Origin of the sequence: Kineococcus gypseus, from assembly GCF_050871305.1 — a bacterium.
GTDB classification, from domain to species: domain Bacteria; phylum Actinomycetota; class Actinomycetes; order Actinomycetales; family Kineococcaceae; genus Kineococcus; species Kineococcus gypseus.
Map to the genome: position 1 here is coordinate 1 of NZ_JBJLRD010000064.1, position 21676 is coordinate 21676.

21 protein-coding genes and 1 pseudogene are annotated in these 21676 nt (G+C 77.1%); 8 read left to right on the plus strand and 14 right to left on the minus strand.

The features are described 5' to 3' along the window. Positions 1–237: 237 nt before the first annotated feature. The 7 genes and pseudogenes from mihF to ACRYMN_RS18560 all read right to left on the minus strand — a co-directional run. Positions 238–552 (minus strand): annotated as a pseudogene (mihF, locus tag ACRYMN_RS18530) (integration host factor, actinobacterial type); the annotation flags it as partial. A gap of 145 nt (positions 553–697) precedes the next feature. Next, on the minus strand, positions 698–1768 hold the full coding sequence (locus ACRYMN_RS18535; protein ID WP_432498352.1) for an ABC transporter ATP-binding protein: 1071 nt from the start codon (positions 1766–1768) through the stop codon (positions 698–700). Positions 1769–1806: 38 nt separating this feature from the next. Beyond that, the gene (locus tag ACRYMN_RS18540; protein WP_432498310.1) at positions 1807–2877 is read right to left on the minus strand and encodes an ABC transporter ATP-binding protein; all 1071 of its coding nucleotides are present in this window, start codon (positions 2875–2877) and stop codon (positions 1807–1809) included. After that, positions 2874–3803: an ABC transporter permease gene (locus ACRYMN_RS18545; RefSeq protein WP_432498312.1), complete on the minus strand. Its 930-nt coding sequence runs from the start codon at positions 3801–3803 to the stop codon at positions 2874–2876. Before ACRYMN_RS18545 ends, ACRYMN_RS18540 begins: the two co-directional genes overlap by 4 nt. Then, on the minus strand, positions 3800–4804 hold the full coding sequence (locus tag ACRYMN_RS18550) for an ABC transporter permease (RefSeq protein ID WP_432498314.1): 1005 nt from the start codon (positions 4802–4804) through the stop codon (positions 3800–3802). The genes ACRYMN_RS18545 and ACRYMN_RS18550 overlap by 4 nt, the downstream gene beginning before the upstream one ends. 58 nt (positions 4805–4862) lie before the next feature. Further along, the gene (locus tag ACRYMN_RS18555; protein ID WP_432498316.1) at positions 4863–6572 is read right to left on the minus strand and encodes an ABC transporter substrate-binding protein; all 1710 of its coding nucleotides are present in this window, start codon (positions 6570–6572) and stop codon (positions 4863–4865) included. 269 nt (positions 6573–6841) lie between these two features. Continuing rightward, positions 6842–8011 (minus strand): acyl-CoA dehydrogenase family protein, encoded by a 1170-nt coding sequence (locus tag ACRYMN_RS18560; RefSeq protein ID WP_432498354.1) that lies wholly within the window; start codon positions 8009–8011, stop codon positions 6842–6844. 289 nt (positions 8012–8300) lie between these two features. On the opposite strand from ACRYMN_RS18560, the gene ACRYMN_RS18565 reads away from it, so the two are divergent. Then, positions 8301–8945: a CBS domain-containing protein gene (locus ACRYMN_RS18565; RefSeq protein ID WP_432498317.1), complete on the plus strand. Its 645-nt coding sequence runs from the start codon at positions 8301–8303 to the stop codon at positions 8943–8945. Positions 8946–9028: 83 nt separating this feature from the next. On the opposite strand, the gene ACRYMN_RS18570 is transcribed toward ACRYMN_RS18565, so the two are convergent. The 5 genes from ACRYMN_RS18570 to ACRYMN_RS18590 form a co-directional block, all read right to left on the minus strand. Continuing rightward, complete coding sequence (locus tag ACRYMN_RS18570) at positions 9029–9877, minus strand: aldo/keto reductase (protein WP_432498319.1); 849 nt, start codon at positions 9875–9877, stop codon at positions 9029–9031. Between the two features lie 136 nt (positions 9878–10013). Then, positions 10014–10970: an SDR family oxidoreductase gene (locus ACRYMN_RS18575; RefSeq protein ID WP_432498321.1), complete on the minus strand. Its 957-nt coding sequence runs from the start codon at positions 10968–10970 to the stop codon at positions 10014–10016. Beyond that, a complete protein-coding gene (locus tag ACRYMN_RS18580; protein ID WP_432498323.1) occupies positions 10967–11734 on the minus strand; it encodes an SDR family oxidoreductase in 768 nt (255 codons plus the stop codon). The genes ACRYMN_RS18575 and ACRYMN_RS18580 overlap by 4 nt, the downstream gene beginning before the upstream one ends. A gap of 204 nt (positions 11735–11938) precedes the next feature. Then, positions 11939–12901: an AraC family transcriptional regulator gene (locus ACRYMN_RS18585; RefSeq protein WP_432498326.1), complete on the minus strand. Its 963-nt coding sequence runs from the start codon at positions 12899–12901 to the stop codon at positions 11939–11941. Positions 12902–12954: 53 nt separating this feature from the next. Further along, complete coding sequence (locus ACRYMN_RS18590) at positions 12955–13857, minus strand: LysR family transcriptional regulator (protein WP_432498328.1); 903 nt, start codon at positions 13855–13857, stop codon at positions 12955–12957. Positions 13858–13975: 118 nt separating this feature from the next. Here ACRYMN_RS18590 and ACRYMN_RS18595 point away from each other — a divergent pair, with 118 nt between their 5' ends. The 5 genes from ACRYMN_RS18595 to ACRYMN_RS18615 all read left to right on the plus strand — a co-directional run bounded on the left by ACRYMN_RS18595 (position 13976) and on the right by ACRYMN_RS18615 (position 18948). Then, positions 13976–14812 carry an SDR family oxidoreductase gene (locus ACRYMN_RS18595; protein ID WP_432498330.1) on the plus strand — a complete coding sequence of 279 codons (837 nt, stop codon included), beginning with the start codon at positions 13976–13978 and terminating at the stop codon, positions 14810–14812. Between the two features lie 37 nt (positions 14813–14849). Beyond that, on the plus strand, positions 14850–15416 hold the full coding sequence (locus ACRYMN_RS18600) for a GrpB family protein (RefSeq protein ID WP_432498333.1): 567 nt from the start codon (positions 14850–14852) through the stop codon (positions 15414–15416). 529 nt (positions 15417–15945) lie between these two features. Beyond that, positions 15946–17055, plus strand: coding sequence for an NAD(P)/FAD-dependent oxidoreductase (locus ACRYMN_RS18605; RefSeq protein ID WP_432498335.1), 1110 nt, complete (start codon positions 15946–15948; stop codon positions 17053–17055). Positions 17056–17221: 166 nt separating this feature from the next. Then, positions 17222–17650 (plus strand): hypothetical protein, encoded by a 429-nt coding sequence (locus tag ACRYMN_RS18610; RefSeq protein ID WP_432498337.1) that lies wholly within the window; start codon positions 17222–17224, stop codon positions 17648–17650. Between the two features lie 155 nt (positions 17651–17805). Next, on the plus strand, positions 17806–18948 hold the full coding sequence (locus ACRYMN_RS18615; protein WP_432498340.1) for a sensor domain-containing diguanylate cyclase: 1143 nt from the start codon (positions 17806–17808) through the stop codon (positions 18946–18948). 17 nt (positions 18949–18965) lie between these two features. On the opposite strand, the gene ACRYMN_RS18620 is transcribed toward ACRYMN_RS18615, so the two are convergent. Both ACRYMN_RS18620 and ACRYMN_RS18625 read right to left on the minus strand, forming a co-directional pair. Next, positions 18966–19424, minus strand: a complete 459-nt coding sequence (locus ACRYMN_RS18620) for an Lrp/AsnC family transcriptional regulator (protein WP_432498342.1) — start codon at positions 19422–19424, stop codon at positions 18966–18968. 28 nt (positions 19425–19452) lie between these two features. Next, positions 19453–20217 carry an SDR family NAD(P)-dependent oxidoreductase gene (locus ACRYMN_RS18625; RefSeq protein WP_432498345.1) on the minus strand — a complete coding sequence of 255 codons (765 nt, stop codon included), beginning with the start codon at positions 20215–20217 and terminating at the stop codon, positions 19453–19455. 125 nt (positions 20218–20342) lie between these two features. On the opposite strand from ACRYMN_RS18625, the gene ACRYMN_RS18630 reads away from it, so the two are divergent. Both ACRYMN_RS18630 and ACRYMN_RS18635 read left to right on the plus strand, forming a co-directional pair. Beyond that, positions 20343–20963, plus strand: coding sequence for a TetR/AcrR family transcriptional regulator (locus tag ACRYMN_RS18630; protein ID WP_432498347.1), 621 nt, complete (start codon positions 20343–20345; stop codon positions 20961–20963). A gap of 152 nt (positions 20964–21115) precedes the next feature. Beyond that, on the plus strand, positions 21116–21676 hold a 561-nt coding region (locus ACRYMN_RS18635), incomplete at its 3' end, for a RipA family octameric membrane protein (protein WP_432498349.1).

Here is a 21676-nt window from a genome sequence, read left to right on the forward strand (position 1 = left end):
GATATTCCCCCCCCCCCCCCCCCCCCCCCCCCCCCCCCCCCCCCCCCCCCCCCCCCCCCCCCCCCCCCCCCCCCCCCCCCCGGGGGTGGTGCTCGGTGAGGGGGTGGTGCTGCTGGTCGGGCTGCTGGTCGGGCACGGTCAGGACGCGCTCCCGGAGCCGGCGGCCGGCTCGTCGCCGGCACCACCGGCCGCGGCACCGCCGGCCGTGCCGTTGGCGCCAGCGTGCGAGGCGCCACGCGCGCCGCCGAAGCGCTCGACGAGGGCGGCGATCTGGTGCGCGCCCAGGCCGCGCACGCGGCGCGACTCGGAGATGCCGATCTCCTCCATGATCTGCCGGGCGCGCACCTTGCCGACGTTGGGCAGGGACTCCAGCAGCGCCGAGACCTTCATCTTGCCCAGGACCTCGTTCTCCTGGCCCTCCGCGACGACCTCCTCCAGGCTGCCGCCGGCGTACTTGAGGCGGTTCTTCACCTCGGCGCGCTCGCGTCGGGCGGCGGCCGCCTTCTCCAGGGCGGCGGCGCGCTGTTCGGCGGTCAGGGGAGGCAGAGCCACGGTGTCACCTCGGGTCGTCCGGCTGGGGCAGGCCCGCTGGTCAGCAGGCGGATCGGCGCAGCTGGTCAGGGCGTGCGCGGCAACCTAGCGACACCGCGCGCGCAGCGGCAACGGCGGGGTCCGCGCGGGCGGTGCGCCGGGGCGCTCACGCCGCCGCCCGCGCGGGCAGGCGCCCGGAGGCGATGTCCTCGGCCCAGTGGCAGGCGACCCGCTGCCCGGGCGGGTGCCCGGGCACCGGGCGCAGCGCGGGGCGCTCGTCGGCGCAGCGGGTGGGCTGCACCCACGGGCAGCGGGTGCGGAAGCGGCAGCCGGAGGGCGGGTCGGCTGGGCTGGGCAGGTCGCCGGTGAGCACGATGCGCTCGCGGCGCTGCTCGGCGTCGGGGTCGGGCACGGGGGCGGCCGAGAGCAGCGCGCGCGTGTACGGGTGCAGCGGGGCGGCGTACAGCGGCCCGACCGGCCCCTCCTCCACGAGCGCGCCGAGGTACATCACGCCCACCGCGGTGCTCACGTGCTTGACCACGGCCAGGTCGTGGGCGATGACGAGGTAGGTCAGGCCCAGGTCGCGCTGCAGCTCCTCCAGCAGCACCAGCACCTGCGCCTGCACGGAGACGTCCAGGGCCGAGACGGGCTCGTCGGCCACCAGCAGCTCCGGGGAGAGCACCAGGGCGCGGGCGATGCCCACGCGCTGGCGCTGCCCGCCGGAGAACTCGTGCGGGTAGCGCCCGGCGGCCGCGGCGGGCAGCCCGACGCGCTCGAGCAGCTCGCGCACCCGGGCGCGGTGCGCGCGCGCCCCGCCGGGCAGGCCGTGCACGGCCATCGGCTCGGTCAGGGCGCTCTCGACGCTCTGGCGCGGGTCCAGGCTGGCCAGCGGGTCCTGGAAGACCATCTGCAGGCGGCGGCGCTCGCGGCGCAGCGCCTCCGGGCCCAGCGCCAGCAGGTCCGTGCCGCCGACCGCGACGGACCCCGCGGTCGGCTCGGTCAGGCGCAGCACGGCCCGGCCCAGGGTGGACTTGCCGCAGCCGGACTCGCCGACCAGCCCGTAGGTGCTCCCGCGCGCCACGTCCAGGTCGACCCCGTCGACGGCGCGCACGGCGCCGACGGTGCGGCGCAGCAGACCGGTGCGCACCGGGTAGTGCACCTGCAGGCCGCGCACGCGCAGCAGCGGCTCTCCGGCGGCACCGGGCGCACCGGCCCCGGCGGCGGGCACGGCGGGCACGGTGGGCACGGCGGGCGCGGTGGGTTCGGGGGCGGCGCTCACCGGGCACCGCCCGCGGCCGTGGCGCCCGCGCCGCCGGCGGGCCCGCCGGCGGGGTGCACGCAGCGCGCCAGGTGCCCGGCGTCGCGCGGGCCCGGGGCGCCCAGGGCGATCTCCCCGCCGCGGCAGGCGTCGTCCCCGCGCGCGCAGCGCGGCAGGAAGGCGCACCCCTGGCTCCAGGGCAGCAGGTCGCGCACGCTGCCGGGCACCGGGTGCAGGGCGGTGCCCTCGGGGGCGTCCACGCGCGGCACCGCGGCCAGCAGGCCGGTGGTGTAGCGGTGGCGGGGGGCGGCGAACAGCTCGCGGCGCGGGGCCTGCTCGACCACGCGCCCGGCGTACAGGACGTTGACGCGGTCGCACGTGCCGGCGACCACGCCGAGGTCGTGGGTGATGAGCAGCATGGCGGTGCCGGACTCCCGGACGAGGGTGGTCAACAGGTCTAGGACCTGCGCCTGGATGGTGACGTCGAGGGCGGTGGTGGGCTCGTCGGCGATGATCAGCTTCGGGCTGCAGGCCAGGGCGGTGGCGATGAGCACGCGCTGGCGCATGCCGCCGGAGAGCTGGTGGGGGTACTCCCCCGCGCGCCGTCGCGGGTCGGGGATGCCGACGCGGCCGAGCAGGTCCACGGCCTCGGCCCGCGCCTGCGCGCGGGTGAGGTCGGTGTGCGCGCGCAGCACCTCGGTCAGCTGCCGGCCCAGGGTCAGCACCGGGTTCAGCGACGTCATGGGGTCCTGGAAGACCATCGCCAGGTCCTTGCCGCGCCGGCGGGCCAGCTGCGCCGGCGGCAGCGTCAGCAGCTCGGTGCCGGCGAAGCGCACCGAACCCTCGACGCGGGTGCCGCGGCGCGGCAGCAGGCCCATGACCGCCAGGGAGGTGACCGACTTGCCGCAGCCGGACTCGCCGACCAGGCCGACGACCTCGCCGGCGCCGACGGTGAAGGAGACGCCGTCCACGGCGGTGACGGGGGCGCGGCCGCGACGGGTGAAGGTCACCCGCAGGTCGCGCACCTCCAGCAGCGGGGCGCCGCCGGCGGCGGGCACGGGCGCGGTGGCGGGCGCGGGGGCGCTCACCGCTCGCTCCGCGGGTCCAGGGCCTCGCGCAGCGCCTCGCCCAGCAGGGTGAAGCCCAGCGCGGTGACGGCGATGGCGGTGCCCGGGTACAGCGCCAGGCGCGGGGCCTGCTCCAGGCGGTCCTGGGCGGTGACGAGCATGCGGCCCCACTCGGCCACGGTCGGCTCGGGGTCGCCCAGGCCCAGGAAGGACAGCGCGGCGACCTCGATGACGGCGGTGGCCAGCACCAGGGTGGCCTGCACGAGCACCGGGCCCAGGGAGTTGGGCAGCAGGTGGCCCACGACGATGCGCCGCCGGCGCAGGCCCAGCGAGCGCAGCGCGACGACGTACTCCTGCCCGCGCTGGGCCAGCAGGGAGGCGCGCAGCAGCCGCGCGAAGATCGGCACCTGCGCCGCGGCGATGGCCAGCATGATCGAGACGCCGCCGCGCCCGAGCACGGCGGCCACCGAGACGGCCAGCAGCAGCGAGGGGATGGACAGCAGCACGTCGACCACGCGCATGACGGCGGTGTCGACCCAGCCGCCGATGCCGCCGGCCAGCAGGCCCAGCACGGCGCCGGCCAGCAGGCCCACCGCGGTGGAGACCACGCCGATGACCAGCGAGGAGCGCGCGCCGTACAGCAGCTGGGTCAGCAGGTCCGAGCCGAAGGCGTCCAGGCCCAGCGGGTGCCCGGCGCTGGGGCCGGGCACCGAGGTGGGGGTGACCTCGCTGAACCACTGCGCGCCGGCGGGCTCGTGGGGGGCCAGCACCGGCGCCAGCAGCGCCACGAGGGCGAAGGCGCCCACGACGACGGCGCCGACGATGCCGGCGGGGTTGCGGCGCAGGCGGCGCCAGGCGGCCAGCCACGGGCCGGCGCCGGACTCGCCGGTGGCCTCCGGCGGCGGGCCGCCGGCCGGCTGGGCGGCGACGGCGTCCAGAGCGGTCACGACACACGCACCCGGGGGTCGATGAAGCCGTAGCTGATGTCCACGGCGAGGTTGACGAGGGCGTACACGAGGGCGATGAACAGGATGAACCCCTGCAGGACCGGGTAGTCGAGCTGGCTGACGGCGGTGAACAGGTAGCTGCCGATGCCGTTGATGGAGAACACGGTCTCGGTGAGCACCGCCCCGGACAGCAGCGCGCCGGCCTGCAGGCCCAGGGTGGTCGAGACCGGCAGCAGCGCGTTGCGCAGCACGTGGCGCCGGCTGATGACGCGCGCGGGCAGGCCCTTGGCGCGCGCGGTGCGCACGTGGTCCTCGCCGAGCACCTCGATGACGGAGGCGCGGGTGATGCGCACGACGATGGCCAGCGGGATGGACCCCAGCGCCAGGGCGGGCAGCACCAGGTGCACCAGCGCGTCCCAGGAGGCGTCCCACTCGCGGGTGAGCAGCCCGTCCAGGACGTACAGGCCGGTCACGTGCGTGGCGTCGATGCGCGGGTCCTGCCGCCCGGAGGTGGGGAACCAGCCCAGCTCGATGCTCAGCACGTACTTAAGCAGCACCGCCAGGAAGAACACCGGCACCACCACGCCCAGCAGGGAACCGCCCACGACGAGGTTGTCGAGCACCCCGCCGCGCCGGCGCGCCGCCAGGTAGCCCAGGGGCACCCCGACGGCCACGGCCAGCACCAGCGCGACGACGGCGAGCTCCACCGTGGCGGGGAAGCGCTCGGCGAACGTGCTCAGCACCGGCTCGCCGGTGTTGATGGAGGCGCCCAGGTCCCCGCGCAGCAGCCGCCCCAGGTAGGTGAGGTACTGCTGCCACACGGGCTGGTCGAAGCCGTAGCGCTCGTTGACGGCGGCGATGCCGGCGGCGGTGGCCCGCTCGCCCAGCAGGGCGCGCGCCGGGTCGCCGGGCAGGGCGCGCACCCAGGCGAACAGCAGCAGCGACAGGCCGACGAGGACCAGCACGAGCAGGCCCAGGCGCCGCACGACGAACGTCAGCACGGGCCCCGCCGGCGCCGGGGGTGGTGCCGCGGGTGGTGCCGCGGGTGGTGCACGGGCATCAGCTCTCGGCGCTCACCGTGACGGTGTTCCACACCTCGTCCTGCACCGGGCTGGCGGTGTAGCCGCTCACGCCCGGGGCGAAGGCCAGCGAGGGCACGGGGCTGGCGATCGGCACCCCGGGCAGCAGCGTCATGATCTGCTCGTTGAGGTCCTGGTACGCCTGCTCCTGCTCGTCCTCGCCGGTGACGGTGCGGGCGGCGGCCAGGCCCTCGAACAGGCCCGGGTCGTCGAAGCCCCACTCGTTGGTGGCCGCGCCGAAGAACACCCCGATGAAGTTGTCCGGGTCGTTGTAGTCGCCGGTCCAGCCCAGCAGGTGCACGCCGTGCTCGGTGCCGCCCTGCACGGTGCCCAGGTAGTTCGGGCTCCACTGCTCGGCCACCGGCGTGGTGGTGATGCCCACCTCGTTCAGCTGGCTGGAGATGGCCGTGAAGATGGTCGCCGGGTCCGGCATGTACGGGCGCGAGACGTCCGTGGGGTAGTTGAACGGGATGGTCAGGTTCGACTGGCCGGCCTCGGCGAGCAGCTGGCGCGCGCGGTCGGGGTCGTACTCGTACGTGGTGACGTCCTCGTTGTAGCCGATGACGTTGCTGGGCATGAACTGGGTGGCGACCTCGGTGCCCTCGGGCAGGGCGTTGCGCACGACCGCCTCCTTGTCGATGGCGTGCGCGATGGCCTGGCGCACCCGCAGGTCGCCCAGCGGCGGGTAGGCCTGGTTGATGCCCAGGTACAGCACGTTGAACGCCGGGCGGTTCTGGATCTGGAACCCGCCCTCCTCCAGGGTGGCCACGTCCGCCGGGGCGACGAGGTCGTAGCCGTCGATGTCGCCGTTCTGCAGCGCCTGGCGCCGCGCGGTGCCGTCGCCGATGAACTGCACCACGGCGGTGGCGACCTTGGCCTTCTCGCCCCAGTAGTCGTCGTTGCGCCGCAGGGTGATCTGCTGCCCGCGCTGCCAGGAGTCGAAGACGAACGGGCCGGTGCCCACCGGCCCGGAGGTGGCGTAGGCGCTCTGGCGCGGGTCGCTGCCGTCGGCGCCGTCGCCGCCGCCGGCGGTCACGGCCCCGGTCTCCTGCATGGCGAAGGCGGGCAGGGTCAGGGAGGCCAGGAACCCGGCGAAGGGCGAGGTGAGGTTGACGGTGACGGTGCCGTCGGGGTTCGCGGTGCTGCCGGCGTACAGGCTGGTGGTCAGCGCCGGGTCGTCGTTGGTCCTGAAGCCGCGGAAGATGGAGCGGTAGTAGTACGCCAGGTCCTCGCCCTGGGCCAGGCCGCGCAGGTTGAACCAGCGCTCGAAGTTCGCCACCACCGCGGCCGCGTCGAACGGCTCGCCGTTGGAGAACGTCACGCCCTGCTGCAGGGTGAACGTGTAGCTGAGGCCGTCCTCGGACTGGGTCCACTCCGTGGCCAGGGAGGGCGCCAGGTCCGTGGTGCCCGGCTCGGTGGACACCAGGCCCTCGAAGATCTGCCGGGTGATGCGGAACGTCTCGCCGTCGGAGGCGAACACCGGGTCCAGCGAGTCCGGGTCGGAGGAGCCGCCGAAGACGAACGTGGCGTCGCTCGCGCCGCCGCCGTCGGCGCCGTCGTCGCCGCTGTCGTCGCGCTGGCTCTCGGCGCACGCGCTCGTGGTGACCAGCGCGGCCGCCCCCAGGGAGGCCAGCGTGAAGGCGCGGCGGGTGGGTCGGCGGGTCTCGTCCGTCCCGGGCAGCTCGGTCATCGTCTTCCTCGTTCCAGCGTCGGTGTCCACGCGTCGGCGCCCCGGCGCCGTGCGGCGCGTGGTGCGGGGCCAGGGGGGACCGTAGGCGATCCCCGGCTGTTCACCAACAACCCCCCGCACGTGTCACACGTTCGTTACACGCCGCCGGGCGCGGCGGATCTGCCCAGGCCGCGCGCCGAGGGCTGCGCACACCGGCGCGCACACCGGCGCGCACACCGGCGCGCACACCGGCGCGCGCAGCCGCGCGGGGCGCGGCGCGTGGCGGGCGGTCAGGCGAACGCGTCGTGACCGGTGATCGCCCGTCCCACGATGAGGGTGTTCACCTCCCGGGTGCCCTCGTAGGAGTAGATCGCCTCCGCGTCGGCGAAGTGGCGCGCCACGCCGCGCGCGGGCAGGATCCCGTCGCCGCCGAGCAGCTCGCGGCAGCGCGCGACGGTCTCGCGCATGCGCGTGGTGGTGTACGCCTTGGCCAGCGCCGAGTGCGCATCGCGCTGGCGGCCGGCGTCGAGCAGCCGCGAGGCCTGCACGCACAGCGCCAGCGAGGCGGTCACGTCGCCCAGGCTGCGCACCAGCAGGTCCTGCACGAGCTGGCGCGAGGCCAGCGGGCGGCCGAACTGCTCGCGCGCGCCCACGTGCGCCAGGGCCGCCTCGTAGGCGCCCATCGCCACGCCCACCGCCTGCCAGGCGACCTCCGCGCGCGTCAGGCGCAGCACGGCGGCGGTGTCCTTGAACGAGCGCGCACCGGCCAGGCGCCGCTCCTCGGGCACACGCACCCCCCGCAGCACGACGTCGGCGTTCTGCACCGAGCGCAGCGCCGTCTTGTCCTCGATCCTCGTGGTGGTCAGGCCCGGCGTGCCGGCGGTGACCAGGAACCCCTTGACGCACCCGTCGGCCACGTCGCGCGCCCACACCACGAGCACGTCGGCGAAGGTGGCGTTGCCGATCCAGCGCTTGGCCCCGTCGAGCACCCAGGTGCCGCCCTCGCGGCGGGCGGTGGTGGACAGCCCGCGCGCCACGTCGGAGCCGGAGGCGGGCTCGGTCAGGGCGAAGGCGCCCACCAGCTCCCCGCGGCCCATGCGCGGCAGCCAGCGCTCGCGCTGCTCCGGCGAGCCGGTCAGCGCGATCGAGCCCATCGCCAGGCCGCTGGTCACGCCGACGAAGGTGGCCACCGAGGCGTCCACCCGGGCCAGCTCCATCGCCGTCCAGCCGCGGTGCACCGCCGAGCCCTCGAAGCGGCGCGTCTCGGGCCAGGCGGCGCCGTAGCAGCCCAGCTCCGCCAGCGGGCGCACCACCTCCAGCGGGAAGCGCGCGCGCACCCAGCAGTCGTCGGCGATCGGCCGCACCGAGGCCTCCAGGTAGGCGCGCAGCGCCAGCACCGCCTCGCGCTCGCGGTCGGTGAGCACCTCGTCCTGGAAGCCGTAGAAGTCGCCCGTCAGCAGGTCGCCGGCGGGCCCGCCCGAGCGGTCGCGGGAGGTGTCGCGGGAGGTGTCGCGGGAGGTGTCGCGGGAGGTGTCGCGGGAGGTGTCGCGGGAGGTGTCGGTCACGGCGCGCTCCGTCGGTGGTCCGGGCGGCGCCTCGCTGCGCCGCGCGACCAGTGTGGGCCACCGCGGCGGCCGCGCGCGCCGCTCCGGCGCGACGGGCCCGCTCTGGCGGGGTCGGCGCGCACGCGCGACCATCGAGGCAGCAGCGCTGCGAGGGCCGCGGCGCGCGCACCGGGAGGTGGTCGGGGTGCTGGTCCGCGAGGCGATGACGGTCCCGGTGGTGACCGTGCTGGACGACGACGAGGTGGCGCACGCGGCGCGCACCCTGCTGCACCACCGCATCTCCTCGGTGCCGGTGCTCGACGCCCGCGGGCACCTGGTGGGCATGCTCAGCGAGAGCGACCTGCTGCGCGATCGCCTGGGCAGCGACCCGCGCAGCCACGAGCTGGACGGCGACGGCGACAGCGGGGACGCGACCGCGCCGCCGCGCACGGTGGCCGAGGTGATGACCACGCGGCCGCTGACGGTGGAGCCGGGCACCGACCTGGCCACCGCGGCCGCGCTGCTGCTGGACCACGGCATCCACGCCGCCCCGGTGTGCGACGGGCGCCGGCTGGTCGGGGTGCTCGCGCGCCGCGACGTGCTGCGCACCGTGGCCCACCCGGACGAGGAGGTGCGCGAGGCGGCGCTGGCGCGCCTGGCCGAGGACCTGCCCGGTCAGCCGTGGCGGGTGGAGGTCGAGGACGGGGTGGTCGTGCTCGACGGGGTGCACGACCCCGGGCAGCGGCGCATCGCGGCGGTGCTGCTGCGCACGGTGCCCGGCGTGGTGCACGTGACGGGCGTGGACGCGCACGTGTCCATCGACCAGCCGGTGGGCCGGGCCCGGCCCTGAGCCGACCCTCGAGCCGACCCCGAGCCGACCGTGACCGCGGGTCGGCGCCCCGCCGCGGCGGGGCGCCGGCCCGGGTGCGCCGCTCAGGCGGGGGCGCCGGCGTTCATGTGGTCGGGGTCGGCGCCCACGCGCCCGTCGGGGCGGTCCAGGCCGGCGATGCGCGCCAGGTCGGCGTCGGAGAGCTCGAAGTCGAAGACGTCGAAGTTCTCGCGGATGCGCTCGGGCGTGACCGACTTGGGGATGACGAGGTTGCCCAGCTGCAGGTGCCAGCGCAGCACGACCTGCGCGGGGGTGCGCCCGTGCTCGCGCGCCAGGGCGACGACCTCGGGGTCGTCGACGACGCCCTTGCCGGAGGCCAGCGGGCTGTACGCCTCGGTGACGATGCCGTGCGCGGCGTCGGCCGCGCGCAGCTCGGCCTGCTGGAAGAACGGGTGCAGCTCCACCTGGTTGACGGCCGGCACCACGCTCGTCTCGCCGAGGAGCCGCTCCAGGTGGTGCGGCTGGAAGTTCGACACGCCGATCGCGCGGGCGCGGCCCTCGGCGTGGATGCGCTCGAACGCCTCGTAGGTGTCCACGTAGGCGTCGGCGGCGGGCACCGGCCAGTGGATGAGGTAGAGGTCCACGGCGTCCAGGCCGAGGCGCTGCAGGCTGGCGTCGAAGGCGCGCAGGGTGGAGTCGAAGCCCTGCTCGGCGTTCCACAGCTTGGTGGTGACGAACAGCTCCTCGCGCGCGATGCCGGAGGCGGCCAGCGCCCGGCCCACGCCGGCCTCGTTGCCGTAGATCGCCGCGGTGTCGATGTGGCGGTAGCCCGCCTGCAGCGCCGTCTCGACGGCCGGGACGACCTCGTCGTCGCCGACCTGCCACACGCCGAAACCGAGCTGGGGGACGCTGACCCCGTTGTTGAGGGTCAGGTGGGGAACGTTCGTCGCCATGCCCGCCACCCTAGGGGGGTGCGGGTGCGCGCCCGCACCGGGACCGCGGCGGGTCCACCCCTCCCGGGACGCACGCGCGTGCCCGCCGGCACCCGGCCCCGCCGCCGCGTCCCCCGGCGGGGTCGGGGCGGAGCGGTCAGCGCGGCGCGCCGGCGTCCACCCGCGGGCCCAGCAGGTCCTCCAGGCCGATGCGCCGGTAGAACTGCGCGCGCACCCGGTCGCCGAGGTCGTTGACGCGCTCGGCGCCGTCGTCGGCGGGGTCGACGTGCACGCGGAAGGGCCGCTCGCCCTTGGCCGTCGCGACCACGGCGGCCACCCGCCGGGCCACCTCCGCGGGGTCGGCGTCCGGCGGGGACAGCTCCGCCAGCTTCGCCCCCACCTGCTCCAGCAGCCCGGCGTACTCGGCCTCGTACTGGGCGGCGACCCCCTCGTCGGCCGCCGCGCCGGCGTGGGCGAAGTGGTTCGTGCCCGTGGTGAAGGAGCCCGGCACCACGATGACCGTGTCGACGCCGAAGCGGGCCAGCTCGGCGGCGTAGGAGACGGCCAGGGAGTCCTCGGCCGCCTTCGCCGCGAAGTACGGCGCCAGGTACGGCGGGGTCCCCCCGCGGGTGCTGGTCGAGCCGATCCAGACCACGAGCCCGTCGCGCTGCGCGCGCAGGTGCGGCAGCACCGCGCGGTTCAGCCGCTGGGTGGAGACGGCGTTGACGTCGAGGACGTCGTGCAGCTGCTCGGGCGTGAACGCCTCGGCGGGGCCGAGCACCATGTGCCCGGCGTTGTGCACCACCACGTCGATGCGGCCCTGCTCGCGCAGCACCTGCGCCACCGCGGCGTCGGTGCTGGCCTGGTCGCCCACGTCGAGCTCGACGGTGCGCAGGTCCACGCCGTGCTCCCGCGCGTGCCGGCGCGCGGCCTCCACCGCCGGCGCGTTGCGCCCCCGCGCATCGCGCATCCCGGCGTACGCGGTGTGCCCGGCCGCGGCCAGCTCGCGCACGATCATCGCGCCGAAACCGCTGGAGGCGCCGGAGACCAGCACGACCTTGCGCGCAGCGCCCGCCGCGCCCGCGTCGCCGTCCACCCCGCCCGGCGCGCTCACACCGCACCACCGTTGGCGAAGAGCACCTGGCCGTTGACCCAGCGCCCGGGACCGGCGAGGAAGGCGACGACCTCGGCGATGTCGCCGGGCTCGCCCAGGCGCCCCATCGGGTTCAGCGAGGCCATCCGCGCGATGGTCGCCTCGTCCTTGCCCTCCAGGAACAGCGGTGTCGCGGTCGGTCCCGGCGCCACCGCGTTGACGGTGACGTCGCGCCCGGCGGCCTCCTTGGCCAGCACCGGCGTCACGGCCTCCACGGCGCCCTTGGTGGCCGCGTAGGCGGCGTACGTCGGGAAGGAGAAGCGGGTGATGGAGGTGGAGAAGTTGATCAGCGCCCCGCCCGGGCGCACCCGGCGCAGGGCCTCGGCGGAGACGACGAGGGCACCGCGCACGTTGGTGCGCAGCATCTCGTCCACCGCGCCGCCCTCGGACAGGTCCGCCTCCACCAGGGTCGCCAGGCGCATGACGCCGGCGGTGTTCACGACGACGTCCACGCCGCCGAACTCCTGCTCGGCGCCGTCGAAGAGCGACGCCACCTGCGCGACGTCGGCGACGTCCGCCTGGGCGGTGCTCGCGGCGCCCCCGGCCGCGGCGACCGCCTCGGCCACCTCCTTCGCCCTCCCCGGGTTGCCCGCGTAGTGCACGACGACGGCGAAGCCGTCGGCGGCCAGCCGCTCGGCGCAGGCCCTGCCGATGCCTCCGGAGCCCCCGGTCACCACCGCCACGCGGCGTGCACCCTCCCGGCCCGCTGCTGCGCTCTGGCTCATCTCGCTCCTCGTGGTGGTCGACGTCTCCGGTGCCGCGCGCGCCGCACCGCTGCGGTCGCGACGACAACGGCATGCTCGGCCAGCACCGCGGGCCGGGCGCACCCCCGAGTGCGCGGGTGCGCCCCCTCGAGTGCGCCCCCTCGAGTGCGCCCGGCCCGGCGGCACCCGGCGCGCGGTTCAGGCGCCGGGGCCGTGGTGCGCGGTTCAGGCGCCGGGGCCGCGGTGCGCGCGGCGGTACGCCGAGGGCGTGGTGCCGTGGTGGCGGCGGAAGGTGCCGGCGAAGTGGCCGGTGCCGGCGTAGCCGCAGCTGACCGCCACGTCGAGCACCGCCAGGTCCGTCGAGCGCAGCAGCCGGGCGGCGCGGTCCATGCGCAGCGCCACCAGGTAGCGGTGCGGGGTCAGCCCGGTGGCCGCGGTGAAGGCGCGCAGGAAGTGCGCGCGCGAGGTGTGCACGAGCGCGGCGCACTCGGCCAGGCCGACCTCCTCCTCCAGGTGGGCGTGCAGGTGCTCGACCACCCGGCGCACCTGGCCGGGGCCCAGCGGCCGCACCCCCGCGCGCGCGGGTGCGGCCCACGAGCGGCCCGGCGCGCCGGCGGCCAGGAGCTGCACCGCCACGGCCTGCGCGAGCGCCTCGGCGGCCAGGCGCGGGGCGCCGTGCTCGGCGGCGACGGCCAGGGCGTTCGCGGCGGCCAGCACCCCGGGGTGCTCCAGCGAGAGGGCGTCGGGCTGCTCCCCGGCGCGCCAGGGCCGGCCCAGGGCCCGCGAGGCCTCCGCCAGCAGGCTGGCGGCGAGGTGGATCTGCACGGTGCTGGCCGCCTCGGCAGCGGCGGTGGGGGCGGCTCCCGGCGCCGGGCGCCAGCGCAGCACCGAGGAGACCCCCGGGGCGGTGACCCCCATGGCGCCGGGGCCGTAGTCGGCCCCGGACCAGCGCCGCCCGCGCCGGCTCTCCAGGCGGTAGGCGCCCGAGCGCTGCACCACCAGCAGCAGGTCGCGCGTGGGCGCGGTGGTGAACTCCTCCGCAGCGGCGGGCTCGTCGTAGCGGCGCACCAGCACCTCGGGCCACCAGCCGGGGCTGGTGTGCGCGGGTCGCTGCGCCGGCAGGTGGCGCCAGGCGTCGAAGCTGGCCACGTCCAGCCCGCCGCGGGGCGCGGTTGCGCTGATCGTCACGTCGACCTCCCCGGTGCTCCCGGCTCGCGGGCCCAGGGTAGGTCCGCCCCGGCTCACGCGTCGCCGGCCGGGGCGGCCACCTCGCGCAGCGCGCGCACGAAGGAGCGCGCCGCCGGACCGGGCTCGGGGCGGGTGAGCACGAGGGTCTCGCGGTCCAGCTGCAGCGCGGGGTCGACCACGGGCAGCCACGTCACCGACCGGGGCAGGACCTCGGCGGAGCTCCGGGGCACGAGGGAGACGGCCAGCCCGGCCGCCACGATCCCCAGGCGCGTCTGCCAGCTCTGCACCCGGTAGGCGGTGCGGGGCTCGGCCAGGGTGGGCCAGGCCCCGAACTGCGGCCCCTCGCCCGAGCCGACGACCCACGCCTCCCCGGCGAGGTCCTCCACGCGGACCTCCCCGCGCGCGGCGAGGGGGTGCTCGACGCTCACGGCGACGCCGAGGACCCCCCGCGCCAGGTGCTCGGCGCGCAACCCGCTCAGGTCGGGCTCGGGCAGACCGTCGCCGCGCGCGACGAGGGCGACCTCGACGCGGCGCGCCCGCAGCTGGCGCACCAGGGCGGGGCTGCCCGCCTCGCGCAGGTCCACCGCGAGCGCGGGGTGCGCGCGCTGCAGCCGGGCGATGGCGCGCGGGACCTGCTGCGCCGCGGCGGTCGGGAACGCCCCGACGACCAGCCGGCCCGCCAGCCGGTCGCGCAGGCCGGCGACCTCCGCCTCGGCCGCGGCGAGCTGGTCGAGGACGCGCCGGGCGTGCCGCACGAGGACCTCGCCGGCCGGGGTGGGCACGACGCCGCGGGCGCCGCGCTCGAACAGCGGGCTGCGCACCGCCGACTCCGCGGCACCCACCTGGCGCGAGACGGCCGACTGCGTGTAGCCCAGGGCCTCGGCCGCGGACGTGAACGAGCCCCGGCGCGCGACCTCGACCACGACGCGCAGGGCGGTGAGCGTCAGCTCGGGCACGTCGGCAGCGTAGACGGGCCATGAGTTCTGCGCACGGCTGCGGTGCGGATCCGTCGCTTGTGCGCACGGCCGCACCGCTCGACCCTGGCAGGTGCCAGGACACGACGAGAGGGGCACCATGACGAGCACGTGGTTCATCACCGGCACGTCCTCCGGGTTCGGGCGGCGCCTCACGGAGACGCTGCTGGCGCGCGGCGACCAGGTCGCCGCCACCGCGCGCCGGCCCGGGGCGCTGGACGACCTGCGCGCCCGGCACGGCGATCGGTTGCGGGTCGCCACGTTGGACGTCACCGACGCGCAGCGGGTCGGCGAGGTCGTGGACGACGCCTTCGGCGGGTTCGGGACGATCGACGTCGTCGTGAACAACGCCGGCCACGGGCTCTTCGCCGCGGTGGAGGAGGCCTCGGACGAGCAGGTCCGCCGGGTCGTCGAGACCAACCTGCTCGGCTCGATCCACGTCGTGCGGGCGGTGCTGCCGCACCTGCGCGCCCAGGGGCACGGCCGGATCCTGCAAGTCTCCACCGCCGGGGGGCAGACGACCTACCCGGGTTTCGGCTACTACCACGCCTCCAAGTGGGGCGTGGAGGGTTTCTGCGAGACGGTGGCGCAGGAGATCGCACCGTTCGGACTCGCGCTGACCATCGTCGAGCCCGGGGCCACGCCCACCGGTTTCGGCGGGTCGCTGGACACCGCGCCCGCCGCGCCCGAGTACGACGCCACCCCCGCCGGCGAGGTGCGCCGGGCGCTGGCCTCCGGCGGTTTCCCGCTGCCGAGCGACCCGCAGAAGGTGGTGGACGCCATGGTCGCGCTGGTCGACTCCGGCAGGACCCCGCTGCGCCTGCCGCTGGGCCCGGACACCTACCGCGACGTGCGCGCCTCGCTGCTCGCGCGCCTGGCCGAGCACGACGCGCACCGCGCCGAGGCGCTGTCCGTGGCGGCCGGTCCCGGCGCGTGAGGGCTGCGCGCCGGCGCGCGGGTGCGAGGATGCCCGGGTGAGCACGAGCAGGCGCCCGCGCCGACCCGACGTCACCGCGGTGGAGCTCGTGGGGGGCGTCGAACCGCTCCACCTCGAACTGCACGAGCCCGACGAGCGGTGGGCGCGGACCTACCTGGAGCACCGGGCGCGGATCCGCGAGGCCCTCGCGGGGCTGGACGCCGACGTCGAGCACATCGGCTCCACGTCCGTGCCCGGGCTGGCCGCGAAACCGGTCGTCGACGTCGTGGTCGCGGTGGACGACATCACCGCCGAGGAGGACCACGTCGACGCGCTCGTGGCCGCGGGCTACGAGCTGCGGGTCCGCGAGCCGGGGCACCGCCTGGTGCGCACGCCGGCGCGCGACGTGCACGTGCACCTGTACCAGCGCGACGACCCCGCCGTGGCCGACTACCTCCTCCTGCGCGACCACCTGCGCTCCGACGCGGGCGACCGCGCGCTCTACGAGGACACCAAGCGGGCCCTGCTCACCCGGCGCTGGGACGACTCGAACGCCTACGCCGACGCCAAGACCGACGTCATCGTCGAGATCAAGGAACGGGCGCGGCGGTCCGCCGGACGCTGACCGCGCACCACCGGCGCAGCCGCACCGGCCCCGGGTCCCGGGCACCGGCGAGTCCACCGGTCCGAGCGGGTCAGCCGCCGCGCCGGCGCCTGGCAGACCGCAGGACGTCCCGCAGGACGTCCCGCAGCACCAGCACCAGCAGTTCGGCGAAGTCCCCGACCACCGCACCACCCCCTCGGGTCCCACCGCCCGCGCCGTGCCCGCGCCCGAACCCCCGAGCGCCACCGGTGAGCGCCGGACGTCCCCGATGCTGCCCCGCGCACCCGCACCCGCGCCACCCGCCGGCACGCTCCCACCGGGGGCACCCACCGGTGCGACGGCCCGGTGCGACGGCTCCCCCGGCCTCGCCGCTCGCACCCGCGGGCGCGGGACGTCGAACGCCGTGGCCGTCGGACGGGCGGGTCCCTACGATCCCGGGGTGAGCGCCGCAGCCGCTGCCCCGACGGGCGCGGCGGGTGCGGCGGCGACGTCCGTGAGGTCGCCGGAGCACCGGGAGCACGGACCGGGTCCTGCTCGCGCAGGGGCCCGGGTGCGGGAGGGAGGGCGCCCGGTGCGCCTCGTCGTGGTCGGGGCCGGCATCGTCGGGGCGGCGGTGGCCCACGAGGCGGCGCGGGCGGGGGCGGAGGTGTTCCTGCTGGAGGAGTCGCTGCCGGCCTCGGGGGTCAGCGCGGACTCCTTCGCGTGGATCGGCGCACCGCGCGCCACGGACCCTCCCGACCCCAGCACACCGCTGCGCCGCCTGGCGCTGCCGGCGTACCGGCGCCTGGAGGCGCTGGTGCCGGGGGTGCGGGTGCGCTGGAGCGGCTGCGTGACGTGGGGCGACGAGCAGGAGCAGCGACCGGCGGGGCCCGGGTCCGGGGAGCGCCTCCTGGACGCCGCGCAGCTGGCGCGGCTGGAGCCGCACCTGCGCACCCACCCGGCGCGCGCGGTGCACCTGCTGCACGACGGGGCAGTGGACCCGGTGGCGGTGACGCGGGCGCTGGTGCGGGCGGCGTGCCGGCACGGGGCGCGGCTGCTGACCCGCACCGCCGCCCACGCGCTGGAGGTGCACGAGGGACGGCTCGTGGCGGTGCGCACCTCCGCGGGCACCGTGCCCGCCGACGCCGTCGTGCTGGCCGCCGGGGTGAGGACGCCCGAGCTGTGCGCACCGCTCGGCTTCGAGCTGCCGGTGGCACCGTCCCCGGCGCTGCTGGTGCGCGCCGAGGCGCCGGCGCACCTGGTGCGCACCGTGGTCGCCGGCCCCTCCCTGGAGGTCCGCCAGGACGCCGACGGGCAGGTGCTCATCGCCGTGGACCACCACGGCGAGGTCGGGCCCGAGGACCTGCGACGTGCCGGCGAGGCGGCGCTGCGGCGCCTGAGCGCCGCGTTCGACACCGCGGGTGCGGCCGGCACCACCGGTGCCGGGGCGGTGCGCCTGCTCGGCGTGCGGGTCGGCGCGCGGCCGGTGCCGGCGGACGGGCTGCCGGTCCTCGGCCCGCTGCCGCGGGTGGGCGGGGTGCACCTGGCGGTGATGCACTCGGCGATCACCCTGGCCCCTGCGGCGGCGCGCCTGATCGCCGCCGAGGTCGTGCACGGTGTCCGGGCGGACGAGCTGGAGCCCCTGCGGCCCGCCCGGTTCGGCGCGCGCGGCGGGGGGTGAGCACCGGCGCGGGAGCCGGTCCGGCACGTCCACCCGTGCCGCACCCCCGCAGCGCCCGCCGGGCACCCGCTGGCGCTCGCAGCGGTGCTCGGGCGATGCTGGGTGCTGCGCCCCGGCGCCGGGCAGCGCGCCCGCAGGACCCGAGGTGTCGAGGGAGGAGGCGGTGGTGTCGCGGTTCCGCACCCGCAAGGCCCTGAGCATCGCCGCCACCTCCTTCGCCACCCTCACGTTGATCCCCTGGGCGGTGGAAGCCGGCCGCACCCAGCGGCTGACGCTGCTGGCCGCCGCCGTGCCCGTGGCGGTGCTCTTCGGCGCCATCGCCGGGTACGCGCCCACCGCGCCGCCCACCGCGCCGCCCACCGCGACGCCCACCGCGGCAGCACCGGCTCCCGCGGCGCGCCCGGCGCCCGTCCCGCCGCCGGGGCCCGGCGCTCCCGGGGTGACGGGCGCGCCCGCCGGGCGCCCCGGGCCCGACGAGCCGCCCCCGCTCACGGGTGCCGCCGCGCCCGACGGCGGGCCGGGGCGGGACGGCGCTGCCGCACGCGCACCACGAGCCACCCGGGTTCCGCCGGCCGAGCGCTCCACCAGCGGCTGACCGGCCGCGGTCGCGCGGCACGCCGCCCGCGCGCCCCAGGCGCTCGTCGGGGCCGAGCGGGCAGCGGCTCGCCCCGGCGCCACCGGTGCGGCCGCGCCCGGGTGGCGGGTCCGGCGCGGCTTGCCGAGGTACCCGCCCGGGGTGAGCATGGCCCGGTGCCCCGGTCCGCACAGCCGCCGACCGGGCCGCTGGCGGAGGCCGAGCGCCTCCGGGCGGTCCGCGCCGCGGTGCGCGCCGGTGAGCACGCCGACGAGCTGCAGCGGCTGGTGCGGCTGGCCGCGCGGGTGCTGCGGGTGCCGCTGGCGATGGTCTCGTGCGTCGACGCCGACCGGGAGGTCGTGCAGGCGGCGGTGGGCCTGCCCGAGCCCTGGGCCTCGCGCGGCTGGGCACCGCTGTCGCACTCCCTGTGCGCCCACGTCGTGCGCCTGGACGGCCCGGTGGTCCTCTTCGACGCGCGCGGGGACCCGGCCTACCGCGAGCACGCCGCGGTGCGGGAGATGGGCGCCCGCGCCTACGCGGGGTTCCCGCTGCGCCAGGGCGAGCTCACCCTGGGCGCCTTCTGCGCCGCCGACGTCGTGGCCCGGCGCTGGTCCGAGGACGACCTGCTGCTCCTGGAGGACCTGGCCGCGGTGGTCGCCGCGGAACTGGCCCTGCGCAGCGCCGCGCAGGAGGCGCAGGCGTCCCACCAGCAGGTGCGGGTCCTCACGCGCCGGCTGCACGAGCAGTCCCGCACCGACCCCCTCACCGGCGCCGCGGACCGCCGCCGGCTCGAGGAGCGCGCGGCCGACGAACTGGCCCGCCTCGAGCGCCACCCCGCGCCGCTGGCGCTGACGCTGGTCGACGTGGACCGCTTCGATCGCATCCACCACGTCGCGGGGCAGCGGACCGGCGAGGCGGTGCTGGCCGAGGTCGCCGCGCGCGTGCAGATGACGCTGCGGCGCACGGACCTGCTGGCGCGGGTGGGCGACGACGAGTTCGCCGTGCTGCTGCCCGACACGGACGCGCGCTCCGCCGAGCGCCTGGCCCAGCGGGTGCGCCGGGTGGTCGCCGAGGACGGCATCGCCGGCTGGCGGGTCACCGTCTCCACCGGCAGCGCGGACCACCGGCCGGGCGGGGACGTGCGGCAGTTGTGCGACGACGCCGGTGCCGCCCTGCGCGCCGGCGCACGCACCCGTCCCACCGGTCCCCCCGGGGGTGCCGACGCCGCCGGGGGTGCCGACGCCGCCGGGGGTGCCGACGCCGCCGGGGGTGCCGACGCCGCCGGGGGTGGCCGGAGCGCGGGCCCGCCCCCCGCGTGAACGGCGCGCCGCAGCGCCTACGCGGGTTCGAGGTGCCGGCGCGGCAGCGGGCTGGAGTAGACGACGCTGGTGGTGATGGCGCCCAGGGTGGCCAGCTTGCCGGTGATGCGCTCCAGGTCGCGCATGGAGCGGGCCAGAACCTTCAGCACGAAGCAGTCCTCGCCGGTGACGTGGTGCGCCTCGATCACTTCTGGGGTGGTGGCGAGCAGGTCGTGGAAGGGCTTGTAGTTGCCCGTGGGGTAGGCCAGGCGCACGAACGCGCTGACGGTGTAGCCCAGCGCCTCGGGATCCAGGGTGGCGCTGTAGCCGGTGATGACCCCGGTGTCGGTCAAGCGGCGCAGCCGCTCGGCGGTGGCGCTGGCGGAGAGGTTGATCGCGCGGGCCAGCTCCGCGACGCTGGTGCGCCCGTCGCGCTGCAGGTGCTGCACGATGGCGTGGTCGCTCGCGTCGAGGACCGGCCGGGGGTTCGTCGCCACGGGCGCGAAAGTAGCAGCGGATCGGCGGTCAGGCCTCGACCGGCTCCCCCGCCGGCATCGCCGGTCCCAGCAGCAGACCCCCGTCGACCACGAACTCGGCACCGGTGACGAAGCCGGCCTCCGACGAGCTCAACCACAGCACCACGTCGGTGATCTCGCGCGGCCGGGCCAGGCGCGGCACGGCGAAGGCGTCGGGCGAGTAGGCGTCGGCGATCGCGGTGTCGGACCCGGGCACCGGGTCGTGGACGAACGGGGTGGAGACGACGCCCGGGTGCACCGAGTTCACCCGGATGCCGTCGCGGCCCAGTTCCAGGGCGGCCGTCCGGGTCAGCCCGCGCACCGCCCACTTGGAGGCGGTGTACGGCGCGAAGCACGCCGTGCCGACGTTGGCCATCGTCGAGACGACGTTGACGATGCTCCCTCCCCCGGCGCGGCGCAGCGAGGGGACCACCGCCCGGATCCCCAGGAACGGGCCGGTGGAGTTGACCGCGAACGCGCGCGACCACGCCGCCGGGTCGGTGTGCTCGATCGGCGCGGGCGGCGTCTGCAGGCCCGCGTTGTTGACCAGCACGGTGATCGGCCCGAACGTCCCCTCGGTGGTCGCGACCGCGCGCTCCCAGTCACCGGGGTCGGTGACGTCGAGGTGGACGAACAGCGCTCGCTCACCCAGTTCGTCGGCGAGGGCCCGCCCGGCCCCGTCGCGGCGGCCGGCGAGCACGACGCGAGCGCCCTCGGCGTGGTACCCGCGGGCGTGGGACGAGCCCATGCCGCCGGTGGCTCCGGTGATCAGCACGACATCCTGGTCGAAGCGCACGTGCGCCGCACCTCCCTCATGAGGTGAGTCACTCGACTCACCTCATGAGTGTGACCGATCCGGTGGGGCGAGTCAAGCGACTCACCACCCGGTACCGTCGTCCCGTGCCCGGTACGTCCTCCTTCCACCAGCGGGTCGCCGCCGACAAGCGCGCCGCGATCCTCGCCGCCGCCGCGACGCTCTTCGGGACGCAGGGTTTCGCCCGCACCTCCCTGGCGCAGGTCGCGGCGGCGGCTCAGGTCTCGAGGGCCACCCTGTTCAAGCAGTTCCCCACCAAGGACGCCCTGTTCGACGCGATCGTCGAGGAGGTGTGGGCGCCCGGGGTGCGGCTCACCGCGCGACTGGACCCCACCGACCCGGGCAGGGGGCTGCGGGAGCTGGGCACCGCGTACGCGGACCTGATCGGCCGGCCGAGGACGGCCGGGCTCGTCCGGCTGGTCATCGCCCAGGCACCGGCGTCCCCCGAGCTCGGGCGCCGGCAGTTCGACCTCGGCAAGATGCCGTTCTTCGAGGAGGTGCGTCGCTACCTCCAGGCCGCCGCGGAGGCGGGTTCGCTGGACGTCGAGGACGCGACGACGGCGGCGACCCAGCTGCTGGGCATGATCTCCAACTTCGTGCTGTGGCCCAGGATGCTCCTGCCCGACTGGGACCCCGCACCCTCCGAGGTCGCCCACGCGGTGGAGGAGGCCGTGCTGACCGCGCTCGCCCGCTACGGCCGGCGGTAGCCCGCACGGCGCGCCGCCGCCGTCGGTCCGAGGGCGCTCGCCCCGCGTCCAGCCGGCGGGACACGACCAGCGCGAGCGGAGCGCGAGGTGGCACCCTGAGCTCCGCTGCACAGCAGGTGAGGGGCGTTCACGGCGAGCCCGAGGAGGAGCACGTGGCTGAGGAGCCGGCGCCGCAGGAGCTGGTCGAGACCGCCCTGGCCGAGCTGGCGTTCGAGATCCGCTGGCTGCACGAGCGGGTGAACGCGCTGCTGGCGGCGGAGGCGTTCTTGACGATCGCCTACACCGCGGCGATGGCCGCCGACGGCGCGTGGGCGCGGGTGGTGGCACCGGTGCTGGCGCTGCTCGGCCTGGTCCTGGCCGCGGTGGCCTGGCCGGGGGTGCGGGTGACGACCCGGCTGGTGCACCTGTGGACGGCCCGGCTCGGGGAGCTGACGGCCCAGACCCCCACCGCCCGCCGGGGGTGGGCCCGCGAGTGGGAGGACCGCCGCCGGCGCGAGAGCGACCAGCGGCGCGGCTCGTGGTTCTTCCTGACCGTCCCGGCCGCCTTCGTGCTCGCGTGGGTGGTGCTGCTGGTGGTCGCGCTGGCCCTGCCCCGGGGGGGGGGGGGGGGGGGGGGGGGGGGGGGGGCGGGGCGGGGGGCGGGGGGGGGGGGGGGGGCGGGGGGGGGGGGGGGGGGGGGGGGCCCGGCCCTCGCCCCGGGGCGGTCGTCTGCG